Annotated in this window: 17 protein-coding genes; 5 read left to right on the forward strand and 12 right to left on the reverse strand. The window is 63.1% G+C overall.

Annotation, left to right across the window (positions count from 1 at the left end):
• Positions 1 to 54 precede the first annotated feature (54 nt).
• Positions 55 to 1,497, reverse strand: a complete 1,443-nt coding sequence (locus MTAI_RS00560) for an NAD-dependent succinate-semialdehyde dehydrogenase (RefSeq protein ID WP_027888068.1) — start codon at positions 1,495 to 1,497, stop codon at positions 55 to 57.
• A gap of 127 nt (positions 1,498 to 1,624) precedes the next feature.
• Positions 1,625 to 2,308, reverse strand: coding sequence for a M23 family metallopeptidase (locus tag MTAI_RS00565; RefSeq protein WP_027888067.1), 684 nt, complete (start codon positions 2,306 to 2,308; stop codon positions 1,625 to 1,627).
• Between the two features lie 102 nt (positions 2,309 to 2,410).
• Between MTAI_RS00565 and MTAI_RS15150 the strand changes: the two genes are divergently transcribed.
• Both MTAI_RS15150 and MTAI_RS00575 read left to right on the forward strand, forming a co-directional pair.
• Positions 2,411 to 2,851 (forward strand): LysR family transcriptional regulator, encoded by a 441-nt coding sequence (locus MTAI_RS15150; RefSeq protein ID WP_223299609.1) that lies wholly within the window; start codon positions 2,411 to 2,413, stop codon positions 2,849 to 2,851.
• On the forward strand, positions 2,739 to 4,151 hold the full coding sequence (locus MTAI_RS00575) for a gamma-aminobutyraldehyde dehydrogenase (protein ID WP_223299608.1): 1,413 nt from the start codon (positions 2,739 to 2,741) through the stop codon (positions 4,149 to 4,151). Before MTAI_RS15150 ends, MTAI_RS00575 begins: the two co-directional genes overlap by 113 nt.
• A 195-nt stretch (positions 4,152 to 4,346) precedes the next feature.
• Here the strand turns inward: MTAI_RS00575 and MTAI_RS00580 are convergent, their stop codons facing one another.
• Both MTAI_RS00580 and MTAI_RS00585 read right to left on the reverse strand, forming a co-directional pair.
• Positions 4,347 to 5,705 carry an NAD(P)/FAD-dependent oxidoreductase gene (locus MTAI_RS00580; RefSeq protein ID WP_027888065.1) on the reverse strand — a complete coding sequence of 453 codons (1,359 nt, stop codon included), beginning with the start codon at positions 5,703 to 5,705 and terminating at the stop codon, positions 4,347 to 4,349.
• Between the two features lie 114 nt (positions 5,706 to 5,819).
• Positions 5,820 to 6,815, reverse strand: coding sequence for an IS701 family transposase (locus MTAI_RS00585; protein ID WP_187388528.1), 996 nt, complete (start codon positions 6,813 to 6,815; stop codon positions 5,820 to 5,822).
• Positions 6,816 to 7,666: 851 nt separating this feature from the next.
• Between MTAI_RS00585 and MTAI_RS15155 the strand changes: the two genes are divergently transcribed.
• Positions 7,667 to 8,215 carry a hypothetical protein gene (locus tag MTAI_RS15155; protein WP_223299607.1) on the forward strand — a complete coding sequence of 183 codons (549 nt, stop codon included), beginning with the start codon at positions 7,667 to 7,669 and terminating at the stop codon, positions 8,213 to 8,215.
• Here MTAI_RS15155 and MTAI_RS00595 read toward each other — a convergent pair.
• From MTAI_RS00595 to nikB, 6 genes are all read right to left on the reverse strand, one after another.
• On the reverse strand, positions 8,196 to 9,557 hold the full coding sequence (locus MTAI_RS00595; RefSeq protein ID WP_027886671.1) for an aspartate aminotransferase family protein: 1,362 nt from the start codon (positions 9,555 to 9,557) through the stop codon (positions 8,196 to 8,198). The genes MTAI_RS15155 and MTAI_RS00595 overlap by 20 nt on opposite strands.
• A 12-nt stretch (positions 9,558 to 9,569) precedes the next feature.
• Positions 9,570 to 10,001: an aminoglycoside 6'-N-acetyltransferase gene (gene aac(6'), locus MTAI_RS00600; RefSeq protein ID WP_027886670.1), complete on the reverse strand. Its 432-nt coding sequence runs from the start codon at positions 9,999 to 10,001 to the stop codon at positions 9,570 to 9,572.
• Positions 9,998 to 11,539, reverse strand: coding sequence for an amidohydrolase (locus MTAI_RS00605; RefSeq protein WP_027886669.1), 1,542 nt, complete (start codon positions 11,537 to 11,539; stop codon positions 9,998 to 10,000). The genes aac(6') and MTAI_RS00605 overlap by 4 nt, the downstream gene beginning before the upstream one ends.
• A 101-nt stretch (positions 11,540 to 11,640) precedes the next feature.
• Positions 11,641 to 13,158, reverse strand: a complete 1,518-nt coding sequence (locus tag MTAI_RS00610) for an ABC transporter substrate-binding protein (RefSeq protein ID WP_027886668.1) — start codon at positions 13,156 to 13,158, stop codon at positions 11,641 to 11,643.
• Between the two features lie 41 nt (positions 13,159 to 13,199).
• Complete coding sequence (locus MTAI_RS00615) at positions 13,200 to 14,060, reverse strand: ABC transporter permease (protein ID WP_051349783.1); 861 nt, start codon at positions 14,058 to 14,060, stop codon at positions 13,200 to 13,202.
• Between the two features lie 55 nt (positions 14,061 to 14,115).
• Positions 14,116 to 15,066, reverse strand: a complete 951-nt coding sequence (nikB, locus tag MTAI_RS00620) for a nickel ABC transporter permease (protein ID WP_027886666.1) — start codon at positions 15,064 to 15,066, stop codon at positions 14,116 to 14,118.
• 211 nt (positions 15,067 to 15,277) lie between these two features.
• On the opposite strand from nikB, the gene MTAI_RS00625 reads away from it, so the two are divergent.
• Both MTAI_RS00625 and MTAI_RS00630 read left to right on the forward strand, forming a co-directional pair.
• The gene (locus tag MTAI_RS00625; RefSeq protein WP_027886665.1) at positions 15,278 to 15,694 is read left to right on the forward strand and encodes a PaaI family thioesterase; all 417 of its coding nucleotides are present in this window, start codon (positions 15,278 to 15,280) and stop codon (positions 15,692 to 15,694) included.
• Positions 15,695 to 15,705: 11 nt separating this feature from the next.
• On the forward strand, positions 15,706 to 16,620 hold the full coding sequence (locus MTAI_RS00630) for an ADP-ribosylglycohydrolase family protein (RefSeq protein ID WP_027886664.1): 915 nt from the start codon (positions 15,706 to 15,708) through the stop codon (positions 16,618 to 16,620).
• Between the two features lie 549 nt (positions 16,621 to 17,169).
• Here the strand turns inward: MTAI_RS00630 and MTAI_RS00635 are convergent.
• Complete coding sequence (locus MTAI_RS00635; protein ID WP_081698342.1) at positions 17,170 to 17,982, reverse strand: carbohydrate ABC transporter permease; 813 nt, start codon at positions 17,980 to 17,982, stop codon at positions 17,170 to 17,172.
• Positions 17,979 to 19,103 (reverse strand): carbohydrate ABC transporter permease, encoded by a 1,125-nt coding sequence (locus MTAI_RS00640; protein ID WP_027886662.1) that lies wholly within the window; start codon positions 19,101 to 19,103, stop codon positions 17,979 to 17,981. Before MTAI_RS00640 ends, MTAI_RS00635 begins: the two co-directional genes overlap by 4 nt.
• Between the last annotated feature and the right edge of the window lie 74 nt (positions 19,104 to 19,177).

The following is a 19,177-nucleotide window of genomic DNA, read 5'->3' on the forward strand; positions in this document are numbered from 1 at the left end:
AATCAACAAAAACCCAGCACAGCCAAAGTCGCTGTGCTGGGTTTTGTGGCCGGGCTAGGGCAGCAAAAACGAGATGAGCTTGGTCTCGAGGAACTCCTCCATGCCCCAGTGCCCGCCCTCGCGGCCCAGCCCCGAGTTCTTGTAACCGCCAAAGGGCAGGTTGGAGCCCATGGCACTGGGAACCGGGTCGTTCACACCCACGATGCCATACTCCAGGGCCTCGGCCACCCGGAAGGCGCGGGAGAGGTCTTTGGTCCAGATGTAGGCCGCCAGCCCGTAGTCGGTGTTGTTGGCCCAGGCGATGGCCTGCTCTTCGTCCTCGAAGGGCATCAGGGGGGCGACCGGCCCGAAGGTTTCTTCCTCCAGGATGCGCATCCCGGGCTGGATGCCGGTGAGCACCGTGGGGGCGTACAAAAGCCCGCCCAGGGCCTTGCCACCCGTGACCACCTTGGCGCCTTTGGCAACGGCATCCTCCACGTGCGAGACCACCTTATCCAGGCCTTGCTGCTCCACCAGGGGGCCTACGTTGGTGCTGGGATCCAGGGGGTCGCCTACCTTCAGCTTGCTCACCGCCTCGGCCAGGGCGCTGGCATAATCGGCCTCGAGCTTCCTGTGCACATAGATGCGGTTGGTGGTTACGCAGGTCTGGCCGGTGTTGCGGTACTTGGAGAGCAGGGTAAACTGCACGGCTTTTTCGATGTCGGCGTCCTCGAAGATGATAAAGGGGGCGTTGCCGCCGAGCTCCAACGAAACCCGCTTGAGGGTATCGGCCCCCTGGCGGTAGAGGATCTTGCCCACCGGCGTGGAGCCGGTAAAGGTGATCTTGCGGATGCGCATATCCTCCATCAAGACCTTGGAGACCGGCACCGGGTCGGAGGCCGGCAGCACCTGCAGGGTTCCGGCGGGCCCCCCCGCTTCCTCCCAGAGCTTGGCCAGGTAGAGCGCACACAAAGGGGTTTGTTCGGCAGGCTTGACGATGATGGTGCAGCCCGCAGCCAGCGCCGGGGCGGCCTTGCGGGTGATCATGCTGGTGGGGAAGTTCCAGGGGGTAATGGCATACACCGGCCCCACCGGCTCGTACACGGCCATCTGGCGCTTGTTGGGGAAGCGTGAGTGGATGAGCTCCCCGGTCACTCGAGGGGCCTCCTCGGCGCACCACTCCACAAAGCTGGCGGCATACAGCACCTCTCCCTTGGCCTCGGTGATGGGCTTGCCCATCTCCAGCGCGGTCAGCCGCCCCAGCTCTTCCTGGTGGGCGATGAGCAGGTCGTTCCACTTGCGCAAAATCCTGCCCCGCTCAAAGCCGGTCAGCTTTTTCCACTCCTTAAAAGCTGCCACAGCGGCATCGGCGGCCATTTTTGCTTCGGCCTCGCCGCAGTCGGCCACCTCGGCCACCAGTTCGCCGCTGTAGGGACTCTTGACCGCAAAGGTTTTGGAGGCTTTATGCCATTGGCCGCCCACATAGGCCAGACTTGGAAAATCGAAATCTTTGACCATAGCAAGGCCCAGCATACTCCTGAGCGGCTGGGCTGGTGCTAGGGGGAGGCTCGCAATTGGAGCGCGGCAGGTCTGAAGGCCCTCGACGAAGGCACCGGATCTTCTGGGTGGGCATCAACCAAAATCCCTAGGGGTTGCGGGCCGGACTCAAGAAGCTTTTCCAGTCGCGGTCTGTCAGCAGGGGCAGGGGGTCAATTACCCGGTAGTCGCAGGTGCGCCGGCTGCCCGCGTACACCCCAAAGTGCAGGTGGGGTGGGGTGGTGCGGGCGTTGCCGGTGTTGCCCACGTACCCCAGCAGGGTCTGGGGGGTTACCCGCTGGCCTTCCTGGAGGCCCGGGGCGTAGCGGTCGAGGTGGGCGTAGTAGTAGCGCCGCCCACCCGGCCCCACCACAAACACGTACAGCCCGCCCAACTGCCCCTGCCCGATGCGCCAGACAAACCCACGGGTGGCCGAGTAGACGGGGGTGCCCCTGGGGGCGAAGATGTCCTGCCCTTCGTGGGTACGCCAGCCGCTGCGGGGGGCGCCGAAGGTGTTGGTCACCTGGCGTACCCGTACCCCCTGTACCGGCATGGCCAGCCGGGTGTCGGGTTCTTTGGGCAGCAGAGCCAGATAGCTTTGCAGTTTGGCCCGGTAGGCCGCCCAGCGTTCCCGCTCGCGCCGCTCGGCCTCGGTGCGGGGCTCGGGTGGGCTCCAGCTCGAGTTGCACACGCGCCCGGGCTCGGGGTCGGGCTCTCCCCGCTGGGCCAGGCCCTCGCTGCCCCACAGGAGCACACATAGCAGCGCAGAAAAACCCACTTGTCGAGCCAGCATAGCTTTAGTTTGCGACTGCAAGATTAGTTTTACAAAAGAGCTGGTCAGAGCAGGCCGGGATGGCTAGACTCTATTTATCGGTTCTACCGATGGGAGGCCTCGGTGCAGATATCGCTCAAGCAGTTGGTGTACTTCATTGCGGTGGCCGAGTCGGGCTCGATTTCCAAAGCCCTCACCTCGCTCAACGTGACCCAGTCGGTGGTCACGGAGGCCATCAAAAAGCTGGAAGACACCCTGGGGGCCGAGCTTTTTACCCGGCACGCTCGAGGCATGATTCTGACCCACGCCGGACACCAGTTTTTGCGCCACGCCCACGAGGTGCTGGCCGCGCTGCGCAACGCTGAACAGGCCATCCGCGAGCGCCCCATCACCATCTTCGGACGAAAGAGAGGAAAGCCATATGGTAAAAACCCGCATAACACAGGACAAGATGCTGATTGGTGGCGAGTTTGTGGCCGGGGAGAGCACCCCGCTGGAAATCCTCAACCCCGCCACCGGCGAGGTGCTTTTGAAGCTGCCGGAGGCCTCGGTGGAGCAGGTTAAGCAAGCCGTGGCAGCCGCAGAAAAGGCCTTCGACGCCTGGTCGCAGACCACCCCCAAAGACCGCTCCATGATGCTCTTGAAGCTGGCCGACAAAATTGACCAACACGCCGAGGAGCTGGCCCGGCTGGAATCGCTCAACTGCGGCAAACCCTACCTGGCGGCGCTGAACGACGAAATCCCGGCCATCTCGGACTGCTTCCGCTTTTTTGCCGGGGCGGTGCGCTCGATGACCGGGGCGCTGGCGGGCGAGTACCTGGCCGGCCACACCAGCATGATCCGCCGCGACCCCGTTGGGGTGGTGGCGAGCATAGCCCCCTGGAACTACCCCCTGATGATGGCGGCCTGGAAGCTAGCCCCGGCCCTGGCGGCGGGCAACACGGTGGTGCTCAAGCCCAGTGAGCAGACCCCCCTGACCACCCTCAAGCTGGCCGAGTTTTTGGCGGAAATTTTCCCGCCGGGAGTGGTGAATGTGATCACCGGGGTTGGGGAGACCGTGGGTTCCACGCTCATCCACCAGCCGGCGGTGCGGATGATCTCGCTGACCGGCGATGTGGCCACGGGTAAGCGGGTGCTCGAGGCCGCCGCCGGCAGCCTCAAGCGCACCCACCTCGAGCTCGGCGGCAAGGCCCCGGTGATCGTGATGGACGACGCCGACCTCGAGGCCGCCGTGCAGGGTATCAAAATCTTTGGCTACTACAACGCTGGCCAGGACTGCACCGCAGCCTGCCGGGTGTATGCCGGCAAGAAAATCTACGACAAGTTCGTGGCCGAGCTGTCCGACGCGGTCAAGTCCATCAAGCTGGGGGCCCAGACCGACGAAGGGGTGGAGATGGGCCCCCTGATTACCGAGCGGCAACGGGCCCGGGTGGCCAGCTTTGTGGAGCGGGCCAAAATGCAGAAGCACATCGAGATTACCGCCGGTGGACACCCCGTGGAGGGCCGGGGCTTCTTCTACGAGCCCACGGTGGTGGCCGGGGCCTTGCAGTCCGACGAAATCGTGCGCCGCGAGGTGTTTGGCCCGGTGGTCTCGGTCACGCGCTTCTCCGACCCCGAGGAGGCCATCGCCTGGGCCAACGACTCCGACTACGGCCTGGCCAGCTCGGTCTGGACGCAGGATGTGGGCAAGGCCATGCGCATTGCCAGCCGCTTGCAGTACGGCTGCACCTGGATCAACACCCACTTCATGCTGGTCAACGAGATGCCCCACGGGGGGCTCAAGCAGTCGGGCTACGGCAAGGATATGAGCCTGTACGCACTGGAAGACTACACCGTGGCGCGGCACATCATGGTCAAGCACTGAGAAGACTAATGCTTACGGCCAACTTGCTTCAGTGGTGATATTTGGCGGTTGTCCCATTCATCGGCGGGATCGAACCATTGCCTGTTTAGCTTTGCATAAAAAACGTCCCCCTCATGAGGCTCGGAGCCTAGAGGGGGCTTTCTCGATTCCAACTCTACATTGGGGGGGAAGCCTGTCAAGTACATCCCACACATACTAAAGCTGGCCGGTATCGCCCCAGCTCTTCAGCCGTTGCTGGTAGGCCGGGTCTTGGTAGCGCGACAGCAAAAAGGCCGGGGCATAGCTGGGGAGGGGTGCGCCGGTCAGGTGGGCGGCCAGGAGTTCCCCTGCCGCACAGGCCGCCATCACCCCAAAGCCCGACAAAGCCCCGATAAGGTAAGCGCCCTTTACGGGCAGCGGGCCAATCAGGGGGCGGTTTTCCTGGGTTTTGAGGTAGTAGCCGCCGTCAACCCAGGGTTTGGGGGCCTTGTCGAAGTACTGCCGCAGGCCAGGAACCATCACCGACATAGCGCGCAGAGCGATCTCGGCATAGTTGGGCTCCTGGGGAATTGGGAAGGTGGGCGCAACGGGTTGTGTGTGGTAGTTGTACAGCACGATTAGGGTGGTGCTTTCCCCGTGGCCGTCGGGCCGGCCATGCACCCCTGAAGGCAGCCGCTCCAGCAGCCAGCGGGTGGAGGCCTCCTCGGCCAGCAGGGCGCGCTCTTGGGGGCTCCAGGGCAGCTCCACCTCGTCCAGCCAGATCAGCATGGGGGCCTCGCGGGGCACCACGCCCAGGTGCTCGCGGAAGCTCATCTTGCGGTGCAGCTCGGCAAACACCGGCAGCTCGAGGCCCAGCAAGGCCGCCACTTCCCGCTGCATGGGCCCGGCGGCGTTGACGAAGGCTGGCGCCTGGATGAACAGCAGGCTGCCGTCCTTCTGCCGCACCTGCACCCCCTGCACCGCACCCCCCGCGGTCTCGAGCCCCACCACCTGGCCCGGTAGAAGCCGGGCCCCGTGGCCTCGAGCCTCCTCCAGCAGGTACATACCCAACTGCTGGGCCGAGAGCCAGCCCGCCCGCCGCACGTGCAATACGGCTTGGGTGTCGGGGGACAGGTAAGGGAAGTGCTGGCGAATCAGGCTTTGCGAGGTGATCAGGTCGGCCCCATCCTCGAACCCACCAGGGTAGGCCGCAGAGGGGTGGCTGTGCACCCGCAGGGCCCCCGCGCCCTGTTGGGCGGCCTGCTCAGCGGTCTGGGCCAGCCGGTCAACTTTGCTGCTCTCGGCAGTGGCGTACAGATAGCCGCGCCGGTTGAGCTGGATGCGGTTGGCCGACCGCTGGGCCACTTCCTCCAGCAGCTCGATGCTGCGGTTCATAAAGGCCACCATGGCCCCGTCGGGGCCGGGCCACCAGTTGCGGTAGGCCTCGCTGGACTTGTCCGAGGTGAGCGAGAGCGGGTCGCCCTGCTCAACGATCACCACCTCCTTCAAGCCCTGCTTTACCGCCAGGTGGTAGGCTGTCGCCACCCCGGCAATACCGGCCCCACAGATCACGACCTCGGCTGTTTGCGTTGGCATAAAGTGTATACAGTATACATCTGACTACAAATCAGGGAACAGCACACCAGTCCGCCACCCGGTTTGGCTTGAAAGGGAAAAACCGACCTGTACCAAGTTTATATAGCGTAGGACTTACGCAGTTGGGTGAAGGATGTGTATGGGATTGGCCAGGTAACTTCGTATCGCCTCGCGGATAATACTTGCCTTGGACTCATACCAACTCACCCCCGTTCGCAAGCGGTACACCTCCAGCCTCAGAAAAGCACGTAGGGACAGAAGAAGGTGGCCCAGGATAGAGGCCCTCTTTCTCACCTGGGCCCGCTCCACCCCGCAACACCCCTTGAGCCCCCGGTGGTAGACCTCGATACCCCAGCCTGCCCGCTCCAACTCCCCCCGCCGACCTTCAGTCATCCCCAGGTCGTTGGTCGCCCAGTGCTCCGCGTCCCCGTCTTTCGAAACCGTCCGGAACACCCTGACCAGACCAAAACCCCTCAGGTGCACCACCCGCCCCTCCGGCGGTATCTCCACCTCGCTCACCGGCCGAAGCCCCTCCCTATCCGGGTTCACCTGCCGGTTCCCCTTCAGCCGCGTGAGGAAGCGCCAGCCCAGGCGAGCAATCTCCTTCAGGTTCTCCAGCGAAGCGTACCAGCTATCCATTAGCACGTACGCTGGAGCAAACCCCCGTCCCTTGGCTACCCGCAGCATCTCCATAAAGTGCTCGTTCTTGGTCGTCCCTTCCCAGGGCTTGTCATAAATCCTGAAGTCGCAGGGGATGAGGGCCTGGCCCTCCGTCCACAGCAGGGTCATGAGGGCGATCCCCTTGACCACCCGCTGGTGCTTGCCGCTCCAGTGGTAGGTCACCAGCTCCATCCGCTGGGCATAGGGTTTATCCAGGGTGGTGTCGTCCAGGATCAGAAGCCCCCGGGTGGGCTCCACCACGGCCCTGGCCTCCTGCCACAGCGCCTCCGTGTCGGGAGGCTGTCGCTGGAGCAGGCGGGTGAAGGCGTCGTGGGCGGGAGCGCTGGGTTCCTCGGGTTGGCAGCGGGCGGCTTCGGTACAGGTGAAGACCTTCTGGGCGGCGATGAGGAAGTGGATATAGTCCAGGTCGGTGCACTTTGGGGGGTTCATAGCAGCTAACTCCTCTTGGCCTGTTTGCTTTGCAGAAAAGGGTAGCCGAGTAGAGGGGTGAGAGGCAACTGCGTAACTCCTATAGCGATTATCTGATTGACCATACTCGCGCACCCAACCTAAACTGAGTCAGGCTGCCCAAAATGTAGCCGGGGCTGTGGAGGTGTATTCAGCCATGTGTGTTGCATCTTTTGCTCGTTGGGCTGGTTTTGTTGCTGGCGGTGTGTGAAGCAATGATTCTGCGCCTGATTCCAATCACGAAGACGACAGGGAGGGCGCTGGCTCACTTGTCGCTTGTCGCAGAGGACTCAAAGTTGGAGACCGGATAGAAACCCAACAAGTGGTTCGTGCTGGAACAGATTGTTCCGAATTGTAAACCAGTTCAGGTAAACACGATGACCAGGTTCACGCTTCAGGACGTGCTCCTCCGGATGATCACGCGTCCGCTCAACGGAGTTAGCGGTGTGTACTACAAGATTCGCTGGGAGCAGGATGCGGGCCTGTGGGCGCTTACCAGGGCCCGGCTGCCCAGAGATCACGACAAGACCACGCCGTACCGGGCAGAAGAGGGGGTCGGAAAGCCCGAGTTTTTTCTTAACCCACAAGGTAACCTTGTGATAGAGAGCCAATTCTGGTGGAAGCCAAAGGTGGGCTACCGGATAAGATCGAAACCGCACACAGACGAATCGTTTTATGAAGGTACAGAGAGGTATTTCTATGAGCAGGGGCGAGTCAAAAGGAAAGTAGATAAGCGGCAAAGAGAGGAAGAGCGGCTGGGAGCTATAAAGTTTCAAATAGCCAGCTTTTTGCAGGAGACCGGGAGGGCGCAGGCGGGCATAGAGTTTTTGCCAGTGGGCGTAGAGATTGACCTGGGTGCACAGGCCGAGGTGAAAGACGAGGAGATTGAGCGGGTTCTCAAACCCCTGCTACAACCTGAAAACCTCATCAGGCAAAGTACAGTGTGCTGTGATAGCCCGGACGGAGTGGACGCCTTCTACTGCGACCCGGTTAATGTGCGGGCCCGACGCCCCAACCTGACCATCGTCAACGAACACCACTATCTGAGACCTTTGGCCCTGGATTTGAAGCTCGAGGTACTGGGGGAGTGCAGCCACCTGGGCCGGCCAGCGGTGCTGGTTCGGGGGGTGCCCCGCACCATTGAGGAACAGGATGAGATGCTCTGGGTGGACTGGTGGGGTGCGCCGGATGACTGGTGGTTGGTGTGTGACCACTACGAGCTGGCCATAGACATGGAATCGGGGCTGCTGCTCTACTACCGGGGTGTGGTTGGAAGCAAAACCATGGTTCGCTCGGAGATGCTCGAGCTTGTTTTTGACCCCCCAGAAGTGCTGGATGAATCTATTTTCAGGGGTGGGAAAGCTACCCGATCAGCGCCCTAACCGCCTCCTCGAACACCTCGGTATGCCGCCGCACCTGCGCCGCGGTGGTCTCGGGCGAGATCAGGGTCATGTTGTGGAAGGGGGTGAGCAGGATGCCACGGTTCAGCATGAAGAGGTGGATGAAGGGGTCGAGGTCGGGATCCTGGCCGGCCAGGGCCTCGCTGCCGTTTTGGGCGGGGTTGGGGCGGAAGAGGTACTCGACCCGGCAGCCTACGCGGGTGACGTGCCAGGGCAGGTGGTAGCGGGCCATCACCTCCTGCACCTCGGCCTCGAGCTGACTTCCCAGGGCGATCATGTGGGCATAGTTTTCCTCGGTCAGGACGTGCTCGAGGGTGGCCCGCATGGCCGCCAGGGAGAGGGCATTGGCCGCCAGGGTGCCGCCAATCCCGCCGGTGTCGGCGTAGGGGGGCTGGATGACCGCCTGGGCCTGCCGGCCCACTTCCTCGCTAAAGCCGTAGGCGGCGCTGGGAATGCCGCTGCCCAGGGGCTTGCCCACCGTCAGCAGGTCGGGCTCGAGGCCATGCGCCCGGGTATAGCCGCCCGGCCCCGCCGAGAGGGTGTGGGTCTCGTCCAGAATCAAAAGCGTGCCGTAGCGGCGGGTGAGCTCGCGCAGGGCCTGATGAAAACCGGGGGCAGGCTGCACGATGCCCACGTTGGTCATCACCGGCTCGGCCAGCACCGCCGCCACGTCGCCGGGGCGCAGGGCTTCTTCCAGGGCCTCCGGGTCGTTCCATTCCACCACCTTGGTGGTGAGGGTGGGGTCTACCTGCGGCCCGATGTTGCCGGGGCGGCTGGCGGGTTTGCCGTCTACCAGCCAGGCGTAGGCCTCGTCCACGGTGCCGTGGTAGCAGCCGTGGAAGACCAGCACCCTGGGCCGGGCGGTAATGGCGCGGGCCAGCCGGAGGGCAAAGCGGTTGGCGTCGGTGGCCGAGAGGGCAAACTGCCAGTACTTCAGGCCAAAGCGGCGCTGCAGCTCCTCGGCCACCCAGAAGGCGTTTTCGCTCGGCAGCATGGTGGTGATGCCCTTGTGGAGCTGATCGACAATGGCCGGTAGCGCGGCGGCGGGGGCGTGGCCGGTCATGGCCCCGGTGTCGCCCAGGCAGAGGTCGATGTATTCGTGCCCGTCCACATCGCGGAAAGTGGCACCCCTGGCCTCGGCCACAAAGATGGGGAAGCCCCCCGGCCAGCGGGTCATCCAGTGCATGGGCACCCCGGCCAGCAGGGAGTGCTGGGCGCGCTGGTAGAGCGACTGCGAACGCGGGTGCTGCTCGGCAAAGCGCTGCTGCTCGGCTTGCATCAAGGCCCTGACTTTGTTGCGGTCTATGGTTGCGGTGTGGGGCATGGTACCTCTCCTTTATAGCGATTTGCGAAAACAGACCATGCGCTCTACTTCCTGGTAGCCCAGACGCGCGTGGGCCTGCTGGCCCTGGGTGTTGGATAGCTCGCTGTCGGAGGCCATCTCGCTGCAGCCTTTAGCCCTGGCCCAGTCTTCGGCGGCCTGCACCAGCCTGCGCCCAATGCCGGTCTTGCGGTGCTCGGGCACCACGTACCAGCCTTCCAGGTAGCCCACCGGGCTGCTCTCACAGCCCTCGGCATAGTCGCGGAGCGAGACCTCCACAAAGCCAACAAGCTGCCCGTTTTGCTCGGCCACAAAGCTGGCGAGGCGATGGTTGTTCAGGATTTTGCTTACCTCGAGCTCAAAATCGTCGGCGCTGTCGGGCCACAGGGCCGTGCGGAGGGCAAAGTAGGCGGGTAGGTCTTGGGGGTGTAATGGGCGGATGGTCATGGGGTTGCCTTTCCGCCCACCATTGTCTGGTAGATGCTCAGGCTATAGGGGTCGCGCAGGTCGCCCTCGAGCACCACCAAGTCGGCCCACTGGCCCACCTCTAAACTGCCCCGGTTGGCCTCGTCGCCTTGCGCGATGGCGCTGCCCACGGTGTAGGCCCAGAGGGCTTGCCCGAGGGTCACCTGGTTGCCCTCCACCAAAGGCTCCCGCAGGGCGGCTTGCAGGCCCTTGAGCGGCTCCACCTGCTGTACCACCGGCCCATCCGAGCTGAAGGCCACCGTGAGCCCTGCCTCGAACATGGCCCGCAGGTTGAAGCAGCGCCCGAACCACTCGTCCGGCACGTAGCGCTGGTAGTTGGCCCGCAGCTCGCGCAGGAAGATGGGCTGGGGCACGGCGATAACCCCCAGTTGGCGGGCTTTTTTCAGGTGCTCGGGGCCGGCCAGCCCAAAGTGCTCGATGCGGTGGCGGGGGCCGGGCGCTTCCCGGTACAGCCGCTGGTAGACCCGCAAAACCTGATCCAGCGCCCGGTCGCCGATGGCATGGGTGCCGATGCGGAAACCCGCGCGGTGGGCCTCCAGGGCCAGCTCGAGCAGCTCTTCTTCCTCGAAGCGCAGGATGCCGTACTGGGGGGGCTCGAGGGTCTTGTACGGCTGCGAGATGGCCGCCGTGGCCCCCGAGAGGCCCCCATCGGCAAAAAACTTGACCGCGTCGCAGCGCAGCCAGTCCGAACGGTGCTTCTCGGGCAGCGGGAAGGTCTCGCTACCCCCGTCCGGGCGGCGGATGTAGAGCAGATTAACCCGGATGGGCAGCTCGCCGCGGGCCTCCAGGGCCCGGTAGGCCGCGTAGAGCGGGGGGTCTACGGCGGGGTCGGTGGCGCTGGTGATGCCCAGGCTGCGCAGGTAGTCGCAGCCCGCCTTGATCCAGTGCTCGTACTGGGCCTGGCTGGGCTGGCCCATGGCCTGGAAGACCAGCCCGTAGGCGGTCTCGTAGAGGATACCCTGCTCAAAATTAATCTCGCCGCCCGGCACCTGGGTCTCGGGGGTGATGCCCGCGAGCTTTAAGGCTTGTGAGTTAACCGCGTGGATGTGGGCGCAGATGCGGGTGAGCAGCACCGGGTTGTGAGGGGCCAGCCGATCCAGTGCGGCCTTGGAGGGCATGGCCTTCTCGGCCAGCAGGGCCTCGTTCCAGCCGCGCCCCCACAGCCACTCGCCGGGCTTTAGGGTCTTGGCCCGCGCCTCCACAAGGCGGTAGAGCTCCTCCAGGCTTTTGACCCCCCGCAGGTCGAGCAGGGTGGTGCGGAGCTGCCCTACCTTCCAGATGTGGACGTGCGCGTCGTTGAAGCCGGGGAGCAGGGTGCGGCCTTCCAGGTGGATGCGCTGGGTATCGGGGGTGACCAGGTGCTCCACCTCCGAGAGCCTGCCCACCGCGGCGATTCTGCCATCGCGGATAAGGAGGGCCTCGAGGGGCTTTAGAACGTAGCTCGATCCTTCAAGGGTGGGGGAGAGGATGGTACCGCCAAACAGGAGGCGCTGGGGCATGGGGTTATTGTATGGCTTTGGGGGCTCGAGCACCTTTGCCACAAGTTGAGGGGCGGCCCGCCGTGTTTGCGAACCGCCCCGGTGCGGGCTTTGCTTTAGGCCTACTGCAGCCAGGTGTAGCGGAAGGCCAGGTAGCTGGTGTTGGGGAAGTGCAAGAAGCCCTGCACACGGCGGTTCATGGCCTCGTACTGCGCCGAGTGGAACAGGAAGACCATGGGGCTATCCTGCAAGACCAGCTCCTGCACCTGGGTGTAGATGCGCTGGCGCTCGCTCTGGCTCGAGACCCGCCGCCCCTGCTCCAGGAGCTGGGTGACCCGGTCGTTCTTGTACTTGGAGAGGTTCAGCGCCGAGGAAGGGTGGAAGGTGTTGAAGAGATAGTCGTCGGGGTCGACCTGACCCGAGGTGCCCAGCAGGGTTACGTCGAACTCGCTCCTGAGGGCCTTGGGCAGGTAGACGTTCCAGTCCTCGGCCTGAATGTTCACCCGGATGCCCACCTCGGCCAGGTTGTCACGGATCACGTCGGCGGGGGTGCGCAGGAAGTCGTAGGTGGAGGTGACGTAAAGGTTCATGGTGAAGCCGTTGGGCAGGCCGGCCTCCGCCAGGAGCTGCTTGGCTTTGGCTACATCGCGGGTGTTGTAGGGGCTGTTGGTGTAGGCATAGGCCCCCGAGGGGATGGTGGTACCACGTGCTACAATGCCCCCGGTACCAAAGAGGGCCAGATCCACGATGGCCTTTTTGTCGATGGCGTAGGCGATGGCCTGGCGCACCTTGGGGTTGTTGTAGGGCTCACGGGTGGTGTTGAAGTAGAGCGCCCGGAAGTTGGCCGAGGGCCCGCCCACCACCACCAGGTTGCGGTCGGCTTTGAGCGGCCTGACATCGGCAGCAGTAACGTACTCGATCCAGTCCACGGCCCCGGCCCGGAGCGCGGTGGAGCGGGCGGCGGGGTCGGGGTAGAAGGTGTAGGTGATGCCGTCCAGGTAGGGCAGGGGGCGGCCCTGGTTGTCTTTTTGCCAGTACTTATCCCACTTGCGCACCACCAGACGGGTCTGGGGAATGTACTCCACAAAGCGGAAAGGCCCGGTACCGATCACGGCCTTGTTGAGGTCGTTGTTGTTTTCCTTGGTCACCTTCTCCGAAACGATTGCGTTGGTGCTGAAGGCCAGCTTGGCCAGTAGGGGAGAGAAGGGCTGGGAGAGGGTGATGACCACGGTGTTGTTGTTGGGGGCCGTAACCGAGCGTACCAGTGCGAAGTCGTTGGCGCGGGGGCTTTTGGTGGCCGGGTCTTTGATGCGGTTGATGGAGAAGGCCACATCGGAGGCCTTGAGGGGGTCGCCGTTGTGGAAGGTTACGCCCGGACGCAGGCGGAAGGTCCAGGTCAGGCCGTCCGCCGAGACACTCCAGGACTGGGCCAGCCCCGGCACAATGCGGCCTTTGCTATCGAGCATGACCAGGGTGTCGTAGATGTTTTCCAGCACGTTGCGGCTGGCGGTGGCGTTGGTGGTGTGGGGGTCGAGGCCCACCGGGTCGGTCTGCATCCCGGCCCGCAGGATGCCCCCTGTTTTTTGCGCCAGCGATACCGCAGCCAGAACCAGCACGAACAGAACCAACAGTCTTTTCATTGCGCCTCCTTGCCGGTGATTATACCGGTATACAACCAAAGCTAAGCCTTTTGCAGCCGGGGGTCGAGGGCGTCGCGCAGGCCATCGCCCAGCAGGTTGAAGCCCAGCACCATCAGCACGATGGCGCACCCCGGCACCAGCGAGCCCCAGGGCGAAAGCGAGAGGAAGGCCCGGCCCTCCGAGACCATGGAGCCCAGGGCTGGGAAGGGGGGCTGGATGCCCAGGCCCAGGAACGACAAAGCTGCCTCGGCCAGCACCGCATAGGCAAAGCGCAGCGTGACCTCCACAATGAGCGGAGCGGCGGCGTTGGGCAGGATGGTGCGGAAAATTATGCGGGCATCCGAAGCGCCCATGGCCCGCCCGGCCTCCACGTAGAGTTCCTCGCGCACGGTTAAAACGGCGGCCCGAGCCACCCGGATGAAGGGCCCCACAAACACCACCGAGATGGCCAGCACCAGGTTGATGAAACCACCCCCTAAAAAGGCCAGAAAGGCGATGGCCAGCAGGATGGCCGGGTAGGCGATCAGGATATCGGCCAGGCGAGAGATGGTCAGATCGAGCCAGCCCCGGAAGTAGCCGGCCAGCAGGCCCAGGGTGCCGCCCACCAGCAACCCCGCCAGCACCGAGACCGCCGCCACCGAGAGGGAGAAGCGCGCGCCATAGAGCACCCTCGAGAGCAGGTCGCGCCCGTACTGGTCGGTGCCCAGCCAGTGCGCGGGGGAGGGGCCGCTGAGGCGGTTGGGGGGGTCGAACTTGAGGGGATCCCAGGGGGCAATGATGGGGGCCAGGAGCGCGCCCAGCAGCACCAACAGGGTGATGATACCGCCAATGACGGCAGAGCGATTACGCAGCAGGGCCCGGACGACCAGGGCCAGTTGGGAGTTGGGGGAAGTAGTGGTCATGGTGGTAGGAAAAAGGGGCGGCTCGAGCGCCCGGCTTCAGCGCTTCTGAGGGGTGTTACTCATACCGAATCCTAGGGTCTATGAGCGAGTAGAGCAAGTCCACCAAAAGGTTGACCAGCACCGCCGCGCTGGCTACAAACAGCACCGTGCCCTGCACCACCGGGTAGTCGCGCAGGTTGATGCCCTCGAGGGCAAAGCGCCCCACACCGGGCAGGCTGAAGACCTGCTCGATGATCACAGCCCCGCCCAGCAGCGAGCCGAACTGGATGCCAATTACCGTGACCACCGGAATCAGGGCGTTGCGCAGGGCATGGCGGAAGATCACCACCCGCTCCGAGAGCCCCTTGGCCCGCGCGGTACGGATGTAGTCGCGCGAGAGTACCTCGAGCATGGAACTGCGCAGGATGCGGGTCACTGCGCCGGCCAGAATTAGACCCAGCGAAAGAGCGGGCAGAATCATATGCCGGAAGTTTTCACCGGGGTTTTCGGCCAGGGGCACAAAACCGGCAGGTGGCAGCCAGCCCAGGGCCAGGGCAAAGAGCAAAATAAGCAAGAGCGCCAGGAAGAAGCCGGGTACGGACAGCCCCAGAATGGCAAAGAGCGAGGCGAAATAATCCACAAACCCACCCCGCCGGATGGCTGCCAGCACCCCCAGCGGCACGGCAATCAGCAGGGCGGTGAAAAGGCCCATCAGGGTGAGCTGGAGGGTGACCGGAAAGCGCAGGGCCAGATCCTGGGCCACCTCCCGCCCGGTGCGCAGGCTGCTGCCCAAATCGCCCTGGAGCACGGCGCCCAGCCACTGCCCAAACTGCACGTGCAGCGGCAGGTCGAGCCCAAACAGGCGGCGCAACTCGGCCATGCGCTCGGGGCTGACGTTGGCCTCGAGGCCCACCAGGCTGGTGACCACATCCCCCGGCACGGCCCGCATGAGCAAAAAGGTGATGACCGCCACGCCCAGCAGGGTGGGGATGGCAGCAAGCAGACGGTTCACGATGTAGCCAACCATAACGAGTAGCCAGAGTATATCGCTCAGCCGCACTTTGGGGCCAAAGCCATAGGAGATAGCCCCAGTTCAAGATTTGCCTCAGACATAGAGCAGTGAACGGGTCTTAAGCTTTGCGTGCTGGCTTGAGCGGCCCAGAGGCTATCCTGATGCCCAACCGAGGGTTTCTTGGCTCGACATATAATGCAAACACCAACAGACCCGATCTTGACCTATGGAACCTACACTCGAAGCTGCCCAGGCCGTACTCCGTTCGCAGCCGTTTAGCCTGCTGCTCAACGCGCAGATCACAGCGTTTGGGCCAGGCTCTGTTGAGCTGCGTATACCAATAACCGACCAGTTAAAGCAGCAACACGGCTTTGTTCACGGTGGGGTGATTTCGTACGCTGCCGACAACGCCCTTACCTTTGCCGGAGGTGCGGTGCTGGGCCCGGCGGTGGTCACCTCCGAGTACAAAATCAACTACATCCGTCCGGCCAAAGGCCAGGCGTTGGTGGCCCGCGCCAACGTGGTGCACGCTGGCAAAAGCCAGGCCGTTTGCCAGTGCCAGGTGTTTGTGCTTGCCGATGATAGAGAAATTCTGTGTGCGCTGGCCCAGGGAACCATCGTTTCTATGAGCCAGCCAAAGTAGAATTTTTAGATATGAACCTAAAAGACCGCTTCCGCGGCTGCCTCCTGGGTCTTGCGGTTGGCGATGCGGTGGGGGCGGCGGTGGAGTTTCGCCCTCGAGGTAGCTTCGAGCCGCTCACCGATATGGTGGGTGGGGGCCCTCATCACCTCCTTCCCGGCCAGTGGACCGACGACACCGCAATGGCGCTGTGCCTGGCTACCAGCCTGCTCGAGTGCAGCGGGTTCGATGCCCTCGACCAGATGAAGCGGTACTGTTTGTGGCAGGATACAGGCTACCTGAGCAGCACGGGAAGCTGTTTTGGCATCGGTACAACGATTCGTACCGCCCTGGATAGGTTTCGACAAACCGCAGACCCCTATGCGGGCTCGAGCCACCCACACACCGCGGGCAACGGTTGCATCATGCGGCTGGCCCCGGTGCCCATGTTCTATTTTCCGAACCTGGATTTAGCAGAACGCTTCGCGGCCGAGAGTGCCCGAACCACCCACGGGGCTGCCGAGTGCCTCGATGCCTGCCGTTTGCTGGCCCGCATCATCTGCCGGGCGCTGGCGGGAAGACCCAAGGATGAGGTCGTGCTGGCCGACCGCCACACCTTTGCCGGGGCGGAGAAGATTGTGGCTATTGCCCAGGGTGCCTACCGCGACAAACCCGGGGAGGCGCTTTGTGGCAGCGGGTATGTGGTCGAGAGCCTCGAGGCGGCCTTGTGGTGCTTTGTGCATACAGAGAGCTTTGCCGAGGCGGTCTTAGCGGCGGCCAACCTGGGCGAGGATGCCGACACCACCGCCGCAGTATGCGGGCAGGTGGCGGGGGCCTACTACGGCGCTCAGGGAATTCCGGCTGCATGGCTGGAACGCCTGGCGCTGGGCTCGGAAATCACGGCGCTGGCCGACCGACTGTACAGCTCGAGCCAGGGAAAAGCGAGATAGTCTGGATTCAGCCCTACTGGCTGAGGCCCTGTACCCTGGTTCTCGACAGTGAACCTGGTGGGCCACCGGGGGATGGCGGAGGTGTGTTGGCGGACGAGCGCGAGGACGGCGCTGGATTTTTTGCGTCGGCGGGCTCATGGCAGGGTTGGAGGAGGGTTGCGAGGTGCTGGATATTCGGCTTTTTGTCCTTCTGCTGAGGAGTCCGAGGTTGAACGGGGTGATGGAGCGGCCAGATTTCTATATCGTGCCCAGCAAGTTTGTGGCCGATTTTGTCAGGAACGACCACCAAGGTTGGTTAGATAGGCCAGGGAAGAAAGGTCAACCTCATAAAGATAATCCGGTACGGAATTTCCGTGACCCAAAGGGAGAATTTCGAGAACGATGGGATTTACTGGGCCTCTAGTTCAAGAAGCGGCTTAACACAGCACGCACCCGACAGCAGGGATTCGGCGCGTTTTTTTGAGCTTTTTCGCGGTTATGGCAATTTCCCGTTACCAGGCCCGTCTCGCACTTGCTGCGGGTAACGCAAGCCGTCGGAGCCCCAAAACCCTACCCCTTCACCGACCCCGCCAAAAGCCCCCGGATGAAGTAACGGCCCAGGAAGATATACACCAGCAAAGTGGGCAGGGCTGCCAGCAATGCGCCGGCCATCGGCAGGTTCCACTTCACCGCCTCGCCCCCCGCAAGCTGGGCCAGCGCTACCGTGATGGGCTGGTTGGCGGGGCTGCTCACCAGGGTTACGGCGAACAGAAACTCGTTCCAGATTTGCGTAAACTGCCAGATGATCACCACCACAAACCCCGGCACCGAAAGCGGGAAAACGATGCGGCTGTAGATGCCGAAGAACCCCGCGCCGTCGATGCGCCCGGCCTCGATCATCTCGTCGGGGATTTCGGCATAGTAGTTGCGGAAGATCAGGGTGGTGATGGGCAGGCCGTAGACCACGTGCACCAGAATCAGGCCCCACAGGCTGCCGCCCAGCCCAATCTCGCGCACAAACTGGAACAGGGGAATCAGCACTGCCTGATAGGGGATAAACATCCCGAAGAGCATCAGCGGGAAGACGATGTTGGCCCCAGGGAACTTCCATTTGGCCAGCACGTAGCCGTTCAAGGAGCCCAGCAGGGCCGAGAGGATGGTGGCTGTGATGGTGAGGAAGAAGCTGTTTTGTAGCTTGGGGGCAAAGGCCGTCCAGGCCTGGGCAAAGCTCTCCCAGTACCAGACCTGGGGCAGTTGCCAGGTGCTGCTGAGGGTGATGGCCGAGGGTTCCTTGAATGCAGTGACGATAACCAGGTACACCGGCAGCAGGAAAAACAGCGTAGCGATAAACAAAACTGTGTATTGTAGGATGCGCCCGATCATCGCCGCACCTCGCTTTTGAGCTGGCTGTACAGGTAAGGCACAATCACGGCGGCTACCAGCAGCAGCAGAATCATGCCGATGGCCGCACCTTTGGCGATCTGGTTGGCCCGGAAGGTGGTTAGGTACATCAGCAGGGCCGGCACATCGGTAGGGGCGTTGTCGGGCCCGGCCATGGCAAAGATCAGGTCGAAGATTTTGAGTGAGATATGGCCCAGGATAATCATGGCCGAGAGGGTGATGGGGGCTAGCAGCGGGAAGATCACCCGCTGGTAGAGCTGCCACTCCGAAGCCCCGTCTACCCGTGCCGCCTCGCGCAGCTCCTCGGGGATACCGCGCAGCCCGGCCAGGTAGAGGGCCATGGTGTACCCCGACATCTGCCAGACCGCCGCCAGAATGATGCCGATAAAGGCCAGGTTGAAGCCGTGGGGTTCGTCGTAGGGGAGGGGTTGCAGGGTGCGTCCCAGGGTGAAGGCCCACAAGAGCAGCAAGGCTGCCGAGCCAGAGGCGATGTAACCCCGCCGCCGCTCGCCCCCCCTAAAGGCTGCAATAGCGATAAATATTAGCACGACGCTCACCACCAGGGCGGTGATGAAGGGCAGGTCGTTCCAGCTTACCTGCCAGATTTGCTCGCGGCTGGTCAGCCAGGCGAACTCGCCCTTGGGTAGCCCCACCAGGGTAGGTAGCTGGTTGACGCCGCCCTCTGGCTGAAGCATCCAGCGCCAGATGGTGCCGGTGACGATGAACGAGAGCGACATGGGGAACAAAAAGATGGTGCGAAAGAACCCCTCGCCCCGGGGGCTTCGGTCGAGCACGATGGCCAGCCCCAGGCCCACGCCCAGGCAGCCCAGGATAAAAAACACCGTGAAGAAAAAGGTATTCACTAAGTCCTGACGGAAGCGGGAATCCACCAGGCCCGTAAAGAGTTCGCGGTAGTTTTCAAAGCCGATAAAGCGAATCTGGGGGTTGGCCGCGAGGGCCTGGGCCGGGTCTTTGCCCCAGTCGGTGAGGGAGGTATAAAAGGTCTGAAAGATAAAGCCGTACACAAAAATGCCCAGCAGCACCAGGGAGGGCAGGATAACCAGGAAGCCGTACAGGGTATCTTTGTTGTTGAACCAGCGCATTTTCACCTCTGGGGCGGGTACCACGTTTGAAGAAAAAATCTCGGTTCTTGGTTTGTTTGCCTAAAAATCTAACT

This window comes from Meiothermus taiwanensis WR-220 (assembly GCF_003568585.1).
GTDB classification, from domain to species: Bacteria; Deinococcota; Deinococci; order Deinococcales; family Thermaceae; genus Meiothermus; species Meiothermus taiwanensis.

Coding starts and splice junctions, on each gene's coding strand:
- MTAI_RS00640 (WP_027886662.1), bottom strand. CDS start 19,103: ATGCGCTGGTTCAACAACAAAGATACCCTGTACGGCTTCCTGGTTATC.
- MTAI_RS00610 (WP_027886668.1), bottom strand. CDS start 13,158: ATGAAAAGACTGTTGGTTCTGTTCGTGCTGGTTCTGGCTGCGGTATCG.
- MTAI_RS00575 (WP_223299608.1), top strand. CDS start 2,739: ATGCTGATTGGTGGCGAGTTTGTGGCCGGGGAGAGCACCCCGCTGGAA.
- MTAI_RS00605 (WP_027886669.1), bottom strand. CDS start 11,539: ATGCCCCAGCGCCTCCTGTTTGGCGGTACCATCCTCTCCCCCACCCTT.
- MTAI_RS00630 (WP_027886664.1), top strand. CDS start 15,706: ATGAACCTAAAAGACCGCTTCCGCGGCTGCCTCCTGGGTCTTGCGGTT.
- MTAI_RS00635 (WP_081698342.1), bottom strand. CDS start 17,982: ATGATCGGGCGCATCCTACAATACACAGTTTTGTTTATCGCTACGCTG.
- nikB (WP_027886666.1), bottom strand. CDS start 15,066: ATGGTTGGCTACATCGTGAACCGTCTGCTTGCTGCCATCCCCACCCTG.
- MTAI_RS00615 (WP_051349783.1), bottom strand. CDS start 14,060: ATGACCACTACTTCCCCCAACTCCCAACTGGCCCTGGTCGTCCGGGCC.
- MTAI_RS00585 (WP_187388528.1), bottom strand. CDS start 6,815: ATGAACCCCCCAAAGTGCACCGACCTGGACTATATCCACTTCCTCATC.
- MTAI_RS00595 (WP_027886671.1), bottom strand. CDS start 9,557: ATGCCCCACACCGCAACCATAGACCGCAACAAAGTCAGGGCCTTGATG.
- MTAI_RS00580 (WP_027888065.1), bottom strand. CDS start 5,705: ATGCCAACGCAAACAGCCGAGGTCGTGATCTGTGGGGCCGGTATTGCC.
- MTAI_RS00560 (WP_027888068.1), bottom strand. CDS start 1,497: ATGGTCAAAGATTTCGATTTTCCAAGTCTGGCCTATGTGGGCGGCCAA.
- MTAI_RS00625 (WP_027886665.1), top strand. CDS start 15,278: ATGGAACCTACACTCGAAGCTGCCCAGGCCGTACTCCGTTCGCAGCCG.
- MTAI_RS00565 (WP_027888067.1), bottom strand. CDS start 2,308: ATGCTGGCTCGACAAGTGGGTTTTTCTGCGCTGCTATGTGTGCTCCTG.